The organism is Paenibacillus sp. FSL K6-2862 (assembly GCF_038005125.1).
GTDB lineage: Bacteria > Bacillota > Bacilli > Paenibacillales > Paenibacillaceae > Paenibacillus > Paenibacillus illinoisensis_A.
In genome coordinates this window covers 1,627,842-1,643,703 of record NZ_JBBOSN010000001.1, presented here as the reverse complement: position 1 = coordinate 1,643,703, position 15,862 = coordinate 1,627,842, and the positions used below count along the sequence as shown (strand labels likewise).

General features: G+C 40.8%; 16 protein-coding genes. All 16 read right to left on the bottom strand.

The annotated features are described in order from the left end of the window. The gene (locus tag MHB82_RS07535; RefSeq protein WP_341174303.1) at positions 1–1,041 is read right to left on the bottom strand and encodes an ABC transporter substrate-binding protein; all 1,041 of its coding nucleotides are present in this window, start codon (positions 1,039–1,041) and stop codon (positions 1–3) included. 486 nt (positions 1,042–1,527) lie between these two features. Beyond that, positions 1,528–2,124 carry a chloramphenicol phosphotransferase CPT family protein gene (locus tag MHB82_RS07530; protein ID WP_341176606.1) on the bottom strand — a complete coding sequence of 199 codons (597 nt, stop codon included), beginning with the start codon at positions 2,122–2,124 and terminating at the stop codon, positions 1,528–1,530. 191 nt (positions 2,125–2,315) lie between these two features. Then, positions 2,316–2,837 carry an NUDIX hydrolase gene (locus tag MHB82_RS07525; protein ID WP_095360480.1) on the bottom strand — a complete coding sequence of 174 codons (522 nt, stop codon included), beginning with the start codon at positions 2,835–2,837 and terminating at the stop codon, positions 2,316–2,318. 373 nt (positions 2,838–3,210) lie between these two features. Further along, positions 3,211–3,939, bottom strand: a complete 729-nt coding sequence (locus MHB82_RS07520; RefSeq protein WP_341174302.1) for a hypothetical protein — start codon at positions 3,937–3,939, stop codon at positions 3,211–3,213. A gap of 64 nt (positions 3,940–4,003) precedes the next feature. After that, positions 4,004–4,570: a histidine phosphatase family protein gene (locus MHB82_RS07515; RefSeq protein ID WP_341174301.1), complete on the bottom strand. Its 567-nt coding sequence runs from the start codon at positions 4,568–4,570 to the stop codon at positions 4,004–4,006. A gap of 41 nt (positions 4,571–4,611) precedes the next feature. Further along, a complete protein-coding gene (locus MHB82_RS07510) occupies positions 4,612–5,754 on the bottom strand; it encodes an aminoacyl--tRNA ligase-related protein (RefSeq protein WP_341174300.1) in 1,143 nt (380 codons plus the stop codon). A 120-nt stretch (positions 5,755–5,874) separates the two neighbouring features. Further along, on the bottom strand, positions 5,875–7,128 hold the full coding sequence (locus MHB82_RS07505) for an MDR family MFS transporter (protein ID WP_341174299.1): 1,254 nt from the start codon (positions 7,126–7,128) through the stop codon (positions 5,875–5,877). After that, complete coding sequence (locus MHB82_RS07500; protein WP_341174298.1) at positions 7,121–8,359, bottom strand: ATP-grasp domain-containing protein; 1,239 nt, start codon at positions 8,357–8,359, stop codon at positions 7,121–7,123. The genes MHB82_RS07505 and MHB82_RS07500 overlap by 8 nt, the downstream gene beginning before the upstream one ends. A gap of 29 nt (positions 8,360–8,388) precedes the next feature. Then, positions 8,389–10,701 carry a hypothetical protein gene (locus MHB82_RS07495; protein ID WP_341174297.1) on the bottom strand — a complete coding sequence of 771 codons (2,313 nt, stop codon included), beginning with the start codon at positions 10,699–10,701 and terminating at the stop codon, positions 8,389–8,391. After that, on the bottom strand, positions 10,694–11,923 hold the full coding sequence (locus tag MHB82_RS07490) for an ATP-grasp domain-containing protein (RefSeq protein ID WP_341174296.1): 1,230 nt from the start codon (positions 11,921–11,923) through the stop codon (positions 10,694–10,696). The genes MHB82_RS07495 and MHB82_RS07490 overlap by 8 nt, the downstream gene beginning before the upstream one ends. A 16-nt stretch (positions 11,924–11,939) precedes the next feature. Continuing rightward, the gene (locus tag MHB82_RS07485; protein ID WP_110757519.1) at positions 11,940–12,611 is read right to left on the bottom strand and encodes a metallophosphoesterase family protein; all 672 of its coding nucleotides are present in this window, start codon (positions 12,609–12,611) and stop codon (positions 11,940–11,942) included. Next, the gene (locus tag MHB82_RS07480; RefSeq protein ID WP_110757520.1) at positions 12,608–12,877 is read right to left on the bottom strand and encodes a glutaredoxin family protein; all 270 of its coding nucleotides are present in this window, start codon (positions 12,875–12,877) and stop codon (positions 12,608–12,610) included. Before MHB82_RS07480 ends, MHB82_RS07485 begins: the two co-directional genes overlap by 4 nt. Beyond that, complete coding sequence (locus tag MHB82_RS07475) at positions 12,870–14,018, bottom strand: pyridoxal-phosphate-dependent aminotransferase family protein (RefSeq protein ID WP_341174295.1); 1,149 nt, start codon at positions 14,016–14,018, stop codon at positions 12,870–12,872. Before MHB82_RS07475 ends, MHB82_RS07480 begins: the two co-directional genes overlap by 8 nt. Positions 14,019–14,034: 16 nt before the next feature. Next, entirely contained in the window at positions 14,035–14,442 is a 408-nt protein-coding gene (locus MHB82_RS07470; protein ID WP_341174294.1) for a YjbQ family protein, read from the bottom strand. A 23-nt stretch (positions 14,443–14,465) separates the two neighbouring features. Then, positions 14,466–14,693, bottom strand: a complete 228-nt coding sequence (locus tag MHB82_RS07465) for a hypothetical protein (protein WP_341174293.1) — start codon at positions 14,691–14,693, stop codon at positions 14,466–14,468. Between the two features lie 26 nt (positions 14,694–14,719). Next, positions 14,720–15,862: a nucleotidyltransferase domain-containing protein gene (locus MHB82_RS07460; RefSeq protein ID WP_341174292.1), complete on the bottom strand. Its 1,143-nt coding sequence runs from the start codon at positions 15,860–15,862 to the stop codon at positions 14,720–14,722.

Here is a 15,862-nt window from a genome sequence, read left to right as displayed (position 1 = left end):
TTAATTCGATTCGAGCAGGGCTTCCGAAGCCTGATCTACAATCAGATTAATGGCAAGAGGTCCATAGTATGCGATCCAAAGGGTCGAATTCACATCATACGCACGGTTATTTTTCACAGCATCAAGGGACTTCCACACTGGATTGCTAATCATAGCCTCTGCTTCTGCGGCAAACAGCTCATCCGACAGTACGAAATAACGATCCGCGCCAATCTCAGGAACCTTCTCCATTGAGATTTCGACAGAGGTATCATCCTTGATTCCCTCAACGAGTGCAGGCATGTTCAAGCCCAGATCCTGATATAGAATGCCGCCTGTACGATGCTCAATACCATGAACACGAATACCTTCTTTTCTCGGACGGATCAGGGCTACCGTTTCATCCCCCATTTTCTCTGACAGCTTCGCCTTCAGACCAGCGACTTTGTCCTCATACGCCTGACGTACCGTCTCTGCCTCGTCCTGGTTGTCTGTAATCTTAGCGACCGTGGCTAATGTATCGCGCCAATCTTCGTAGAAGTCGAGTACGAGGGTGGGTGCAATTTTGCTTACATTCTCATACTGTTTCTCCTGAAAGTCCGTCATGATAATCAGATCGGGGTCCAAGGCTACAATTGCTTCCAGATTGGGCTCGTCCCGTGTACCCAGAACCTGTACGTCACTTGGCTGATCACCTAGGTATTCTGGAAAATCGGTGTTGCCTCCAGCAATAACACTGCCTGCCGGCTTCTCGCCAACGGCCAACATTTGATCCAGAAACTTAACATCAAGTACAGCAATTTTATTTGGTTTTTCGTTGAGTGTCAGCTCACCCTTCATGTGTGTGATCGTTACAGGGAATGCTCCTGCAGTCTGAACTTCTTCATTCGCAGGTGTCTCCGCTGGTGCTGCAGCTGACGGCTTACCACTATCTGTACCTGTTGCCGCCCCGCAAGCCGTCAGGACAAGAATCAGGGCCAGCATCAGGCCCATTAACAATCGTGATTGGCAGGCATTGTAGGCATTGCTTCCAGCCGATTGCCCCTTCGTTCCTTGTTTCATGATGAATCCCCCTTATGTATAATACTGATAATGATTTTCATTATCGAAACATAAGGAGAGTATAAACGATCTCCGCATGGCGTTACCATGTACTTTTGCGACATTTCAGCCGGACTAATGCGACATCAACAAGCCCGTACCTAACACGTTTGATATAGAACTCATCATTTCTAAGCTACTCCGGATACTCCCTTGAGGCCTCGATCAATTCATCTTCTTCATCAGAAACGTTCAAAACTCTCTCAATGTCATTCACTTCATAGCTTCTAACAACAATAAGCTGTTGCATATGAAGACCTGGTGGGTCTATGTTCGGTCGTGACAAGTTATTTAGTAAACGTTCTGGTGTATATAAGATGCTCCACCTTCTGGAGCCGTCCGTGAAATACATTGTAATCTCTATCCAATTCCATTCTTCTGGATGATCCGATCTCACTTCATCATCAAAATGCCACTTTACCAACCTTGGTCTTGAATTCTGTTCTTTTACGATAATGTAACCTCTCTTCTACTCAACTTCTTAAATACCGAGTATTTCTGCTCGGAATTGATATAATCTAATATCTTTGCAGCACAGTCCGCTGAACTGAGTTCTTCCGTATTCACTTCAAGATCATATTCATCATAGGCATATATGTAGTCAAACTGGGAATGGGCAAGTCCGATTGCGCGATCTCCCCTGCTTTGCTCTCTTCTGGTGAGTTCTTCCTTGGAGCAGTGCACGCCCACAAACAATATCGGATAGTCTGAAAGCAAATCATAAAAACCGTTAAACCACTCGTCATTGGTAATGACCGTATCCACAATGACATTCAAACCCATCTCCGAAAACAGTTTAATGGTTGAATAGAACAATGAGACAATTGGGTCAAAAAGGATACCTGTCATCATATGAGGTTCCAATTCTCTTGTAGGTTTCATATCTGGGTATGTACTGTCGATAAACTGGTCATAATTCTGGAAAAATTGATCTACAGACAAATGATGTAACGGAATGTCTCCCTGCTTTTTCATTTCCATCGAGATACTTGTCTTCCCCGAACTTGACGTTCCGTTCAAAAATATAATGAGTCCTCGTTCCACATAAATCACCCTCACGTTAAGATTGGCGTATCTCTCTTTCAGAAACATATTCCCGTATCCTTGTGCTGGGGTAGCCAACACCTGTCGAATCAAGGCCCTATGCCTGCAGCTTGAATATGATGTTATGTGTAGTTATCTACTCTTATCAAGCAGATTTACATATTCTTGCTCAATGGTAAGAAAACCTCTATCTAATACTGTTTTTTCGTGGTCCCTGCTCCTTCGAGTTCTTTTCCAAACCTGTGCTTCAAATAATATGTTATCCCTGCGCGATCCACATCTGAGAACTGTCTTGGATCATCGATCATGCGATCATAGACCTCATCAATTGTTCTCCATCCGATATTTGTCGTTTCGTCACCCTCTTGCAAGAGCTCCCCCTCCACCTGACATATAAAATACATACCGATTGAATCCACAGGCCCTTTAATGGTTTGATATACACAATACGGCTCCAAACATTCAACTTCAAAATTTGGGTTGATCCCACATGTATCTATTCGCTTGTGACTACCTTCTACAGCTACAACGGTCAAGCCTGTCTCTTCATATACTTCTCTTCTCAATGCATCTATGATGGATTCATAAAGTTCCAATCTGCCTCCCGGCAATTCCAATGAAACCTCATTCTTTTTATTTCGAGTCTGAATTATGATTTCTGTTCTATCCCTATCTTGGCGTTCAATAAAAGCTCTGGCATTAACATAGAACATGAATGATTCTCCTTTAGTTAACGTTTCGCACTCAAAGGGTTCATGCACATCTAATTGAAGTGCGTAAAAATAATGTGTAGTTCCTAACTATTATTTTCCCCATCCACCCTTTAACTTCTCAGCAATGTATAACTGCAATCTGTGGATGTCTGAACAAACCTCTTCTTCCTCAGGTGTATTTCCATATTCCCCTAGCCAACGGGGTGTGTTAATATGCCACTCGTTTGCAAATATTGTTTACGATTCCGATAATCTATCATATGGTTCAGCAGATACTCCAAAGAGCCGAAGGATTGCTTACTTCGATCGTTAACTATGATTTGTATTTTTTCAATGATCGCCTGTAACATGTGTTGGATATATTTTTCTGTATTCATGAGCGTCTACCGATAAATAACTTACTCTGAGTCCAATGTAGATTATAGCCATAGCGATATAGTTCAAAGTATGGATACAGGCAGTCTTCTGCCTCCTTCAAACCTTGATAGCGGGGCCACTGCAAGTAATAGGCTACCCAATAGTCGCATGCGATGGAATAGTATGCTTCACTTAACAGCTCGATATTTTCGTTGTAATCGCTACGTGAGCGAAGAAGGTCTCCAAGCGCTTCGTAAACGATCTCACTATCCTCTTCATCCGCACCTTGAATCAATCTTTGCTCTAACCTGCCAATTTCGCCTGGCTGTAATACAACAACTTCCTTCATACATGACAAAGCTCTGAATGCTTCCTTAGCTGCGTCCGCCGCTTCGTCATCCTCCGGTACCTTGGAGAACAGGAGCTTCAATCTTTGGATTAACTCCTCCCCCAGACTACGCAATGAGTCCTCGGAGGCATCCTCATTCCCACCATTGAAATAACCTGGCACATATTCGCCGGCGAAATCCTCTGGATTCAACATCTCATAGATCGGACGTATTCTGTCCAGAAAACGCTGACCGTCTGGAATCGGCTCAAATACTCGTTCAACCCCTGCTCCCGTTGGCATAAACCACTGAAATAATCCATAGAAATGGTCTGCTTCAACCTCCTCATCATCTTCTGGCTCAAATTCGTCTCCGCCCATCGCTAGTAAATAGCGGCCGTATTCCTGTTGTTCCATCCATACCATCCCTCTCTTGGATCAACTCAATTACTACTCTCTCTCCCTACCAATTATTTTTACCCTATTCTTCCCATAACCTTGTCACTTGCTCTAATTCCATCCCTTCAAATTGAAGCTTATAGATATCGGGTTTGCTGGTGTGATTTGAAAAATCAAAGCCGTAGCTTGCATCAAAGTAATTCATTATCAACGTCATGACATGTCCGTGCGTGCTAATAGCTACTTTTTTTCCTTTATATTCTTCTAGAATGGGTTTCAACACTTCCACAGCTCTGTTCTGGCAAACCGTATTAGACTCCCCTCCTGGTAATGCATAATCAGGGTCTTCAAACATTCGCTTCGAAGCAGGCATAAATTCTTCATCCGCTATAATATTATCTGAAAAATGCCTTTCCCGAAGATCCTCCATAATATGAATGTCTATTCCCAGCGCTGTCGCCAGCCCCTCCAAGGTTAAGACAGCTCGGGCATACGGACTTGAAAAGATGGTATGTATTCCTTCTTCCTTTAATATTTCTGTTATTTGTGCTGCATTCCCTTGGCCCTTCAAGGTAAGTCCTCTCGTTCTTTCCGTTCCTTCCGTATACGGTGACTCTGCATGCCTAACCATATAAATAATGGTCTTCATATGCCCCCTTGAAAGTTAGTGACGTAGATCTCTACGTAAATTCACATGATTGATCTCTTGTAATATTCACGGATTTTCTCGGGGTACCCTTGAATATCCAACCCAAAAGTGGACATTACGGCGTAGACCCAGCGATCGATACCAAATGCTACACAACCAGAATGCAGATATTTTTTATCCATTGCGGATGTGATATCAAACTCCCTGCATAGTGTATCTTTGACATTATTAAATGAGGCAATGGAAAAGGAAATATCTGAATTGGGGATCTCCACAACTAATTCATACTTCATATCTGCAAGCATTTGATGTTGGGCTCGTGAGGAATCCTGAGGAAAATAAAACGGGTCGTGTGCAGTTTCTATTCTACCGCAAAAACCTAATTCATTGAAAAGATCCCAGATCTCCTCTAAAATATCATTTCGTATTTGAGTAACAAATTCAGGTTGTCCGAAATATATGATCTCTCTCATTGAAAATTCATTCATTCGATGTTGCCCAATTCTCCATGCTGCTTCGTGTCTAAAGCAGCTTCCTTCAGCCGTGAAAACAATTGGATCCTTGATTTCTTGATTTTTCAGCTCTTGGTAACAATGAAAACATACAGCAGGCGAAAGCATAAATTCATTCATCCTAACGAGATTTTCAATATCTTGTTCATTTTGAACTTTTTTGAGTGCGTAATAGTCATGAGGCAGTTCAGCTACAAAGTATGCATTTTGAGGAAAGTAATTTACATATTTGCAAATATCCATTACTTCACGCGGTATAAGAGAGGAATACTTTCTGTTTTTTGCATTGTACTTTTGGCTGATGCTTTGAAAAAGCAAATCAAATATGGAATACAGCTCTGCTGCAAGTTCTTTTTTCATTGTTCCATTCAAAACGAAATCGTTTGCCATTTCCAATTGATCCATTTTAGGATAGGTTTGCTTTTGTTGATCTTGCGTTCTAATCAAACGAGATCCCATTGCTCTTATTTCTTTTTCTTCAAGGATCATTTTGTGGACAATACCAAGCAAATATTCCGTATTCGCTTCGTTTTCACTTTCAATCAAGATCTCTCTGTTGATTTCGTCGTATGTACATCCAAATATTCCCTCCATACTATAAGCCAATTTTAAAGTGAGTGCATGTGCTTGTTTATCATTCAGTACCCCTGTAATAGGAACCCGGATAGACATGATGGATGACCTCCTTCGAATTGAAATGTGATTAGACTCTGAAAAGCGGAGCATAACTATTCAAATTAAAATCAAGCAGGACTTTCGATATGCTCTAGGAAAGTCCTGCTGCTGATCTGATTAGTGGCTATATTCATTGTTTTGTTTGCGACGCTCATAAATGGCCGGCATAATCATGTATAACAATAGGATCGCTATCAAGCCAGATAAACCAACAAAAACGGTAATACCTATGGGCGACAAAACATGTGCGAGGTAAACCCCTATCGCACCAATTAAACTAGCACCCTTGGTCGCAATTTTGTTCAGTGCCATATAAGAACCCCGCAAATTTTCAGGTGCAAGATCTCCTAAAAGAGATTCGTAAATGGGCACAAAAAGCACTTCGCCTAAAACCGCTATGACCATGATTCCGAATAAGATCCACACTTGATTACTGTATGATAAAATCACATAGCCCAAAATATACATGGAAAATCCTATGAACATGGTTCTTTTTTCGTGCCACTTTTTAATGAACTGCGTGAAAATAATTGAAAGAGCAATGACAAGAATCGTATTCTCTGTTCTCAAATAACCGTAAACCTGTATTCCATCTAACGTCCAATTCAACAGTTCAACATTGTGAATATTATTTTCTAGGCGGATCGCTATAAAATTGGCCAAGTGGCTTTCAATCGAAAATAATAACATACTCGACAGGATGAAAAGGATAAACAGAGAATCTTTCATTACAGTTCTGTAATTGAGAAATAGATCCTTAAATACATTTCTCTTTTTGTTTTGTTCCTCTTGAGGCATGTTGGTTTCTACAATAAATTTGTAAGTAATGATGAACGAGCATATGGAGGATAACAGCAGCAACATGAATAAAATGAATAAATGGTTGTTAAACAGTAACGCTCCAAGCGTTCCCCCCAAGGCTATAGACAGATTGGTAGCCCAATATAATATACTGTACATTAATTTCCTCTGAGATGAATTCGTTACATCAAGAAGCATTGCTTCGGAGGCGGGACCGTATAAACCGGAACATATACTATTCATCACAAAAAAGACTATGGTTATATAAGGAAAAGTGCTGCCAGGTAAGTTCGATAACAGCAGCATCAGATAGGTAATTACGCGTAAACCCTCTGATAAAATCATCAATTTTTTGCGCCCTATTCGATCCGAGAAATATCCTCCCAACATGCCTGCAGCAATATTACACAAAATCGCTATGGAAAGAATGATGCTTGTTGCACTAATTCCGATATATCTGGCGAAATAGATAGACATAAACGGAAAAATCATGTTGGAGGTGAGGGTACTAAAAAAAATAATGATGACTCTCAGCCTTACATTTCGATGCAATTGAAAAAAATCACTCATAAGTATGTCCTATGCTTACTGGTTCAGAGTGGTATTTCCACACTGTATTTTCCTGAAACCACAAATATAATGTATGCAGTCGACTTTCTATCTCTGTCTGACTATCTCCATAGATCAATAATGAAGCAATAGCATCTACACTTGACTCGGCACCGTTAAATGATTTTCCGATGTTTTCTTCTTTTATGGTGCATTTCAGTACCCATTCAAAGGGCAAATTAGAATTAACCGATAATAGCTTCCCCTTTTGAGGAGGTACCAGCATCCAACCCGTCAGTTTGTTTGATGTCTGAGTTATGTTTATGGTTTGACCGCATTGGGATCGTATAGATTCTTGTAATATATCAATTCCGGTTGCAAACTTTACACCATCATTAATTTCCCCTCCACCTACACGACAGGCGATTTCACATAATAGGATTTGATCATTAGTCGTATGAAAAAACTCTGCATGAAATGCAATAGGATGGTCGGGTACAGGAAGAGCTTTTAACACGGTTAGCAGTGTTTGCTGAAGTCTTTCATACAGCAGGTCTTCTGTATCTAACATTACGGAGCCTAAATAGTTATTTTCCTGAAAAGCCAAGCATCCATTGATATAACGGGACGGGCTGTATAATAACATGTTGTTTTTCTCGTATAATCCATCGATATGATACATATCTCCATCAACGAAACATTCCGCCTCCAGATTCTTATCGAGACCGTTAGCTAAAAGACGCTCAAAATCCGTTTCATCACGAACGATTTGTACACCTACAGAAGCGGCGCTATCTACCGGCTTGATTACGATAGGAAGACCGTGCTTGCTTTTGAATTCCAGCAAATCAAATACATGATTTATTCTTACGAACGCAGGTACGTTAGCTACTTCGGAAACTTTCTCTTTCATAACCACTTTATCCCTAAAAGCAAGTGCACTTTCCGCAGTTTGCCCTTTAATATTCAGATACTCTCTAAGCTGTCCAGCTTTCAATAAATCAAATTCGTGAGCAGCAATGATCCAATCAATTTTCTTAGCTTGATGGAGCTCCACAATCGCAGAATAAACTCTTTGGTCAGTATCTATATTTTCATATCCAATTTTCTCATCAAAGAAATCACCAAAATGCTCGATATGTTTATGCTTCGAAAAGATGATGAATTCACTGTCAATACCACTGAGCCACTCTTCGTAATTGACTGTATTCGGAGAAAACCTATTTAATATAACCGTTCGCACAAGCTCCACTCCATTTCCATAATAAGTGCAGTCAGATATTAGTTTTCCTCATATCCAAATGTTTTGGATAAATAATAGAATTGGCTGTTCACCAAGATATAAAAAGAGAACAAATAGACACCTTGCTTTAACTCCGGGCTCGGCTTCAACTTGATAAAAATGGATGAACGTTCACCTGGTTGAATTTCCAGCTTGTCTTGATGAAACTCCACGTCAATAAGTTCACTATCAATGCTAATTCCGGCAATGTTTATTTGGAGAGGCTCATTTTGCTGATTGTTTATCTCATACAATTTTGTGTCCAAACCTTCGTTTCCAAAACGGAGATATGGATTCCCTGTGATCGACAAAGTAGCCTCTGGAAAATCAGAAATGCATCCACAATGAAAACATTTATAACTTATTCGTTTTACTGACTTCCCTGGTCCTGTCAGAATCGATGATTCGAATCTAGCACTTGAATAACCACAGTCATAACAAGTAGAAATAAAGGCAAGAGCAGTAATGTGCGTACGTTTTTCGCTTATCTTTTCAAAAAATATATCTCTCTTGCTGTTCGTATAGGAAACCATCTGAGTGAAAATTTCCTGATTCAAATTCAAATATTTCTGTTCCAACTTGCGAAGTGTTTTTTCCAGCTTGCTCCTCGATTGGAAGCAGTAACGATATCGACGATATAAATTAGGGATGGACTTCCAGTAGTTATAGACATCCTCTATTTTCCCTTTTACATGGCTGCCTATGGAGACACATTCCCTGAAGAAGTCCAGGCTATTCTGATAAACATCTACTCGCTTCATGGCTTCTTCTACATGATTTCGTGCGGTTAGAACCACATGAATCTCATCATGTTCAAAGGGTTCGTTGGAGAACAGCATTAATTTCACGCTGCAAGGATCACGTTTAATAAAGGCGAAGTATATTTTCTTCTGATTTATGGATATTTGTTTATGATCGGAGTCCAAAAAGGATATTTTCGCGATATCCAACTGCTGCAAACTCGACTCTTCCACCTGAATTTCGACCTCAGCATAAGTTTCATCAGCCAGATCTGACAGGATGGCTGTGACCTCTGAAACATCATTCATGGACAAACGAGTCTTCTTTACGGTAAGACCCCCATACATTAAGTCCGGATCACCAATTTGTGAGTAATAGTTGTTTTCAATACCGCTATACCTAAGGAATTCATTGATATACTGTGTTTTGATCCCTTCAGAATATCCATATTTCGATAAGTTATGAGCCAGAATATTCTCAGTAATATCACCAATTTTAATACTCGGTGTTGTTATGATACTCAATGCATGCCCTTCAATAAGGTTCCTAAGTATCGTATGACGGTATGGAATAAAGCTTTGAGCTCCATCACCAAGGTTACAGCCATTCAAAAACAGGAATTTCGCATACAGATCGTTGATGGAAAGCCTTTTACGGTTCTCAATGCAGCATTGGTCTGTGTGTGACAGACAACGTGGCGAAAATTGGTTACATTCTCTCGTTGTGTTGTCTTTATCGGTCTCATCTGCCTGCACACTACAAAACAAATAATCATTCATGACGATTGCACATTCTCGACAATGTGACATATAGCTAAACTCAAGCAGCCTGCTTTGTTGGAATATTAGGTCTGACGTGCTTTCCAGGGAACAATAATCTCGAGGTAAATAATGAGTTACCATCTGACCCGCGATGCCTTGTCTGGCTTCATCCTCTCGGAGTTTAATCCGATTGGCCAGTACAGAATTCAACTGAATGCTGCTATTCAGCTTATCCTCGAGCACGATACGCTTCAACAAATACAAACGTAAAGTCGTGTAATCGGTAAATGGTAGAAATCCCATGGGCTTTGAAAAATGGGCCAGCTTGAGGTTAATTTCGCCATCCAAGCATGAATACGGCATAATAAAAAACCAAGAGTCATAGTCGTCTCTGACACTTAGCCCTTTATTTTGGATAAACTCATCCAGGCTATTCAGCCTTACCACGATCTTGCCAAAATAAATTGCATATAGTAACGCAAAAAGGGATTCTTCCAACCCCCACGTTGGACTCTCCACCCACAGACAAACTTCGCGGCAGGCGGAGGACATCGCAGCATTATGCTGTGCAATCAATTCTTCAATGGAGTCTGCACAATGGAACTCAGAAGCGGCAGGTTCATATTGGCTATCCAGCAATAGATGTGCACTATTTTCCTTTTCCAGAAAAGCAAAAATGCTTTGTTGGTTTTCTTCAAAAACAGGCACAATCCTTTTACCTGAACCAACGGCTTCTATCTGATCTTTAACAAAAAAGCGCAGCTGATCTTTGGATCGTAATGAATGAAGTGTGACCGAATGATTATCCATGTTGAAGAACTTCTCCATTGTCCCATTTCATTGACGTTTGAAACCAATCCACTGCTGCTAGTAATCGTTCCTCGATATCCTGTTCACTACTAGCCATCAATACGAAGGAAGCCAGACAATCATTACAATTACGACCATAATTAAAGTGTTGGTCAGCGGAAGCAAGAAGCTCAAAATCGATTATCTCATCCGGATACTCCGTTTCCGGGGGGCCCAAAAAAGTGCCTTTTCCTGGATGAACCAGCACATTGCCACTGATAGTGCGCGGCTCGCTCTCAATAGATTCCCAGGATATCGGGATACCACACTGCATTTGGACCCATGTTTTCATTAAATCAATGTTAAAGGCCGTTTTTAATGTTATACCAATCTTGGAACCCCCCACACGACTGGCAATTTCACACAATATTAGCTCATCTTCCTCTGTGTGAAATATCTCCGCGTGGAAAGCCATAACCTCCGGGCAGGGTAAATGGGATAAAATCTGGTTTACCATCTCATTTAACCGCGTTACCAGCGGATTATTAGCTTCCAGAATGTAACTTCCAGATGGTTTAGCATCCATGTAAGCCAGACAAGAATTAATGTAGACAGAAGGCCAGCAAAATAAAAGTTCACCCTTTTGGGCAAGACCATCAATATGATAAATTCGTCCAGGTACAAACTCCTCAGCGATCCACTCTCCCTTGAAGCCTTCTTCCAATCTGTGCTCCAGTTCTGATTCCGAATGGATGACCGCTACCTCTTTGGAGCCTGTTCCGTCTATTTTCTTCACTACAATAGGATAGGAATGAGACTCAACAAACTTTAACAAGTCCAAACTTGAAGTTACCTTGCAGTAAGGCGACAGTTTTATGTCTGTATGTTTCAGTTTATCTTTCATCATCACTTTATTGCGGAATGCTAGAGCACTCTCCATCGTTTGGCCTGGAATACCTAAATAGTCACGTAATTCCGCTGCCCGAATCAGATCAGATTCAGAAATAGCAATGATGGCCGTAAACTGATATGTTCTATGTAGAGCAATGGCTCGTTTCTCCACATTACCATTGGCCGAGAATTGATCGAACCATTCCATGTGTTCATAGTGATTTACAACGTGATTATAGCTTGACTGGTATTCAGAGGAAGACAACATCACTAATTTTTGTTTTGTTGAGTTTAACCAGCTTTCATAGGGTGTAATGGCATGATTTCTTCGATTAATGATTAAAATAGCCACAATGGAATACTCCTCTCTATACTTTGGCAGCGGACAACTCATAGAAGGTTATGGTATCTGCATCACTACAATAGAACGCCCATTTAGAAGGTGTGCTCTTTATATCTCCAACATTAATCAGGTATTTTTCATACTGATCCAGAGGTATCGGTCTCCCCAACTGAATCGGAATTTCATGGTAAAGCATCTCACCATGCACCTGATGCACACCGAATAATCTTTGATCATGGTTATGCCCATAAAAAAAAAGCCGATACGTTAACATTTCATTTTCAATTAACGGATGAAACGCATCAGGACCGCTCTCTACCCATGACAGCTGATGACCATGGATAAAGAGCAGATTACCTTTGGCTATTTCCCTTGGATAATCTAGAAATATAGCGATATTTTCGGGTATTTGTGTTAAAGGTATCAGCTTCTTCAGCTTTTCTTCATGATTACCGATAACGCCTTGAAACGTACGAAGTGTATGGATAAATGAATGTGTTAAATTCATAACATAGTCGGATAATTGTTCCGGCTCCACTGCACTTTCATCCGCTGAATATAAGCTTTTTTTCTCCACTTCAAAAACATCACCCATACATATGATTTCCGCTTCAGCATGATCTTTACGTATTTGGGTTACCACTTGTTCCGCTTGAGCAAACCGACTATGAATATCGCCAATCAAAGCAATCTTCATTTCGCACTAACGTCCTGTTTTACGTTGGAAAAATGCTGTTGAATGTACTCCAGAATATGCTGGTTATCTTCTAAGCGGCCTGCGAGAATATGATCTCCGTCATGCAGAGCCGGAACAAAAGGCACACCCGTAAGCTCAATCAGTTCTTTCCTTTCAGATCTTTCCTTCGTAACATTGATATTGATATAAGAAACACCCAAGTCGGTTAATAGCTCCCGCACAGGTTTACAATAGGGACATCTTTCTCTTTGATATAACTTAAACATAGACTGATTCCTCCGCTAATGAGTGTTGAATGGCTTGCAGACTGCTTCCTCGATCAAAGGTATGGCCCATTTCACTTAAACTCATTTCAATAGCACCGAAAATGCCCATGATATCGATTACATCGACAGCACCCACATGGCCAATTCGAATACCGGTATCTTTTATTTCACCTTGTCCGCCTGTTACGGTAAGCCCAAATTGGTTATTGAGGATTTGAAGTAACATTTTTGCAGATACAGCACCAGGTGCCTTAGCAACGGTAACCGTATTACTTCTTACCTTCGGATCCTGAACGAACAATTCAAACCCCAACGCTTCGAGTGCGGCTCCTGTCGCCTTAGCAATGCCTTGATGTCTACGTACACAAGCATCGTAGCCTTCTTCATTCAACAATTGTAAAGATACCTGCAGAGCTTGAATCAGAGATACACCAGGGCTGGAAGGAGCCATAGGGTAGAATTTACGATAACGTTCAAAAGAAAAATAATAACTGCGTGGTTTCACCAGGCCAATAACATTCCATGCTTTAGCCGACACACTAACAAACGCGAGACCAGGAGGCATCATGAATCCTTTATGTGATGCAGCAAGTACGATATCCAGACCCCACTCGTCCATCTCTAAGGCATGAGATAACAAACCGCTGATCGCATCCACAATAACAATCGGTTCCTTATCCTTAAAAAACTGTCCAATACTTTGGATATCGTTCTTAACACCTGTAGAAGTCTCGCTGTAGACGACTAAGATGGCCTTGGCATCCTGGTGCAGTTCGTACGTTTCCTGGATGGATTCCATGGAAACTGCTGTTCCCCATGGAGTGCGGATCTCAACCACCTCAACACCTTGTATGCGGCAAATATCTACAAATCGCTCACCGAAATACCCATTGGACACTACAATTGCCTTGTCACCGGTATTCAAGCTATTAGAAATGGCTGCTTCCATAGCTCCGGTTCCTGATGAGAGTAAAATGTAAACATCGTTTTGTGTGCGAAACCATTTGGGGAGCTCCTGATTAATTTCCTCAATCAATGTCTGCATTTGTGGTGAGCGGTGATGAATGACTTCCTTTGCACCAGCCATTAAAATTTCATTGGGAACCTGCGTCGGTCCCGGAGTTGCCATACGAAGTTTCATAGTCATCTTTTCCTCTCTATAGATCAATAAAAAGGGTGCGGGTTGCTTCCTGCAAATCAAAATCAAATAAGACTACACGATGGGTGGCGGACATGGCCAATTTATAATTGCTGACAGGAAGCGAAAGACTTGTTCCTAGAATGGAACTCTTGATGTGAGAACTTCCATTCATATCACCAGTCGTACGAAAATGATGATATTCAACCTTTTTTTCATAAGGTGCGATTTCGTTTAACATCTGCAACAGATCTTGAACCGCCCCTGGCTCATAACGCATGACGGTCAAACCGATCGTACTTCCCACTGCACAAACATGTGCGATTCCACTACCTCTTTCCATTTCTCCAAGGCAGCCTTCAATCTGTTCTGTAATATCATAGGCATGATCAAAGCCTTTTGAAGCCAATTTTATTTCTTTTAACATGGCGCGCTCCTACATTCAAAAATTTAGCTAACTAATGATTTCTTTGCAGCCACCATGTTGACAATGGAACCAATGGATAAAAAGTTATCGAGAACTAGATCCTTGTCTTCAAACATAATGCTAAAATCATCCTCCAATTTAACGATAATGGCTACGGATGCAAAGGAATCAATCGGCAAAATTTCTTGCTCTGCAGGTGTTTTTTCGAGCTTTGTAATGGTCATGACGATTTCGGTTACTTTTTGTTTCAACTCGTTATGCATCATTCCACCTACCTTCATGTCATTTTTTCTTTGAATTGTTCCAGTCTTGAGGTTCCTTCTATTTCATCCTCATTAGAAAGGGAGAAGAAGCGCTCAACAAATGATTTCTTCCATTTCACGGCGCTGCCATAATCCAGCTCTCCGTACTTTTCCAGGAATGTTTCATCTCTAATATTTAGAATGGGTTGGAGTACATCTGAATAATGTTCATCATACAGATAGTCCAAATAGTAGAAAGAGTAGAATAACGCTTCGGTTGCCAGCAATTCATTAGCTCGTTTTGCGAGTAAATTCCAATCCAATTGACCTCTTTCCAACAAGTTCAGCGTACATTCCCGCAAATCACAAAACTTAATCAAATTCAAATCGGCATGCAGTAATACCCATTGAACGTTGGTTGCTTCTTTATATAAATGGATTGCAATATGAATCAAAAAATCCATTTCTTCAAGTAAAAAAACAGGGGTATCTTCCAAATTTGTTTTTACTGCATTCTCTAGTAATGCTTTTGAGGCTTGATAATTTTTCTTCAGATCAACATCGTAGGAAAAATCGATATCGATATGCCTTAGGAAAGGGTCATCAGAGAGTTTTACATGTGGATAAATGTTCCCGATATGCATTTTCCACAGCATTTCCTCTTGCCTCGATACCTGGTTGATCGTGTTGCTTGACCAATCGTAGTCACCTATCACATACCCAAGCGATTTAAGTACCTGAGAGACCTTGTTTCGATCCGACAAATCAATCAAGAAGTCCAGATCATTACAAATTCGAAGCCCCATATCTTTGTAGACGTTTGGAAGAAGCACAAAGCCTTTGAGAGGGATGGCTTTGATCGATTCTTGGTCAAATGCCCGTATCACCTGCAGCCCTTCCGCAAACATCAGTTCATTACGATGTTTATTGCTAAGATAGTAGGAATTGAACAATCGCTTATACATGTTTTTGATTTTCCCTGTTTGATCTAGTCGAAGTAAGTGACCACCGATGAGCTGGAGCACCTTATGACGATTTGCCAACGAAACCAACTTATCGATATCGAATCCGTTATCTATAATTACTTTGGCTTCTTCTTCGTTCTCTACGGTCATCTCAATACGTGAGCAAAGTAATAAGAGCCTTTCATGATCATGAAGCTGTAATTTTTCGTTCAT

Coding starts and splice junctions, on each gene's coding strand:
- MHB82_RS07535 (WP_341174303.1), bottom strand. CDS start 1,041: ATGAAACAAGGAACGAAGGGGCAATCGGCTGGAAGCAATGCCTACAAT.
- MHB82_RS07525 (WP_095360480.1), bottom strand. CDS start 2,837: ATGTTCTATGTTAATGCCAGAGCTTTTATTGAACGCCAAGATAGGGAT.
- MHB82_RS07520 (WP_341174302.1), bottom strand. CDS start 3,939: ATGGAACAACAGGAATACGGCCGCTATTTACTAGCGATGGGCGGAGAC.
- MHB82_RS07515 (WP_341174301.1), bottom strand. CDS start 4,570: ATGAAGACCATTATTTATATGGTTAGGCATGCAGAGTCACCGTATACG.
- MHB82_RS07510 (WP_341174300.1), bottom strand. CDS start 5,754: ATGTCTATCCGGGTTCCTATTACAGGGGTACTGAATGATAAACAAGCA.
- MHB82_RS07505 (WP_341174299.1), bottom strand. CDS start 7,128: ATGAGTGATTTTTTTCAATTGCATCGAAATGTAAGGCTGAGAGTCATC.
- MHB82_RS07495 (WP_341174297.1), bottom strand. CDS start 10,701: ATGGATAATCATTCGGTCACACTTCATTCATTACGATCCAAAGATCAG.
- MHB82_RS07485 (WP_110757519.1), bottom strand. CDS start 12,611: ATGAAGATTGCTTTGATTGGCGATATTCATAGTCGGTTTGCTCAAGCG.
- MHB82_RS07480 (WP_110757520.1), bottom strand. CDS start 12,877: ATGTTTAAGTTATATCAAAGAGAAAGATGTCCCTATTGTAAACCTGTG.
- MHB82_RS07475 (WP_341174295.1), bottom strand. CDS start 14,018: ATGAAACTTCGTATGGCAACTCCGGGACCGACGCAGGTTCCCAATGAA.
- MHB82_RS07470 (WP_341174294.1), bottom strand. CDS start 14,442: ATGTTAAAAGAAATAAAATTGGCTTCAAAAGGCTTTGATCATGCCTAT.
- MHB82_RS07460 (WP_341174292.1), bottom strand. CDS start 15,862: ATGAACGAAAAATTACAGCTTCATGATCATGAAAGGCTCTTATTACTT.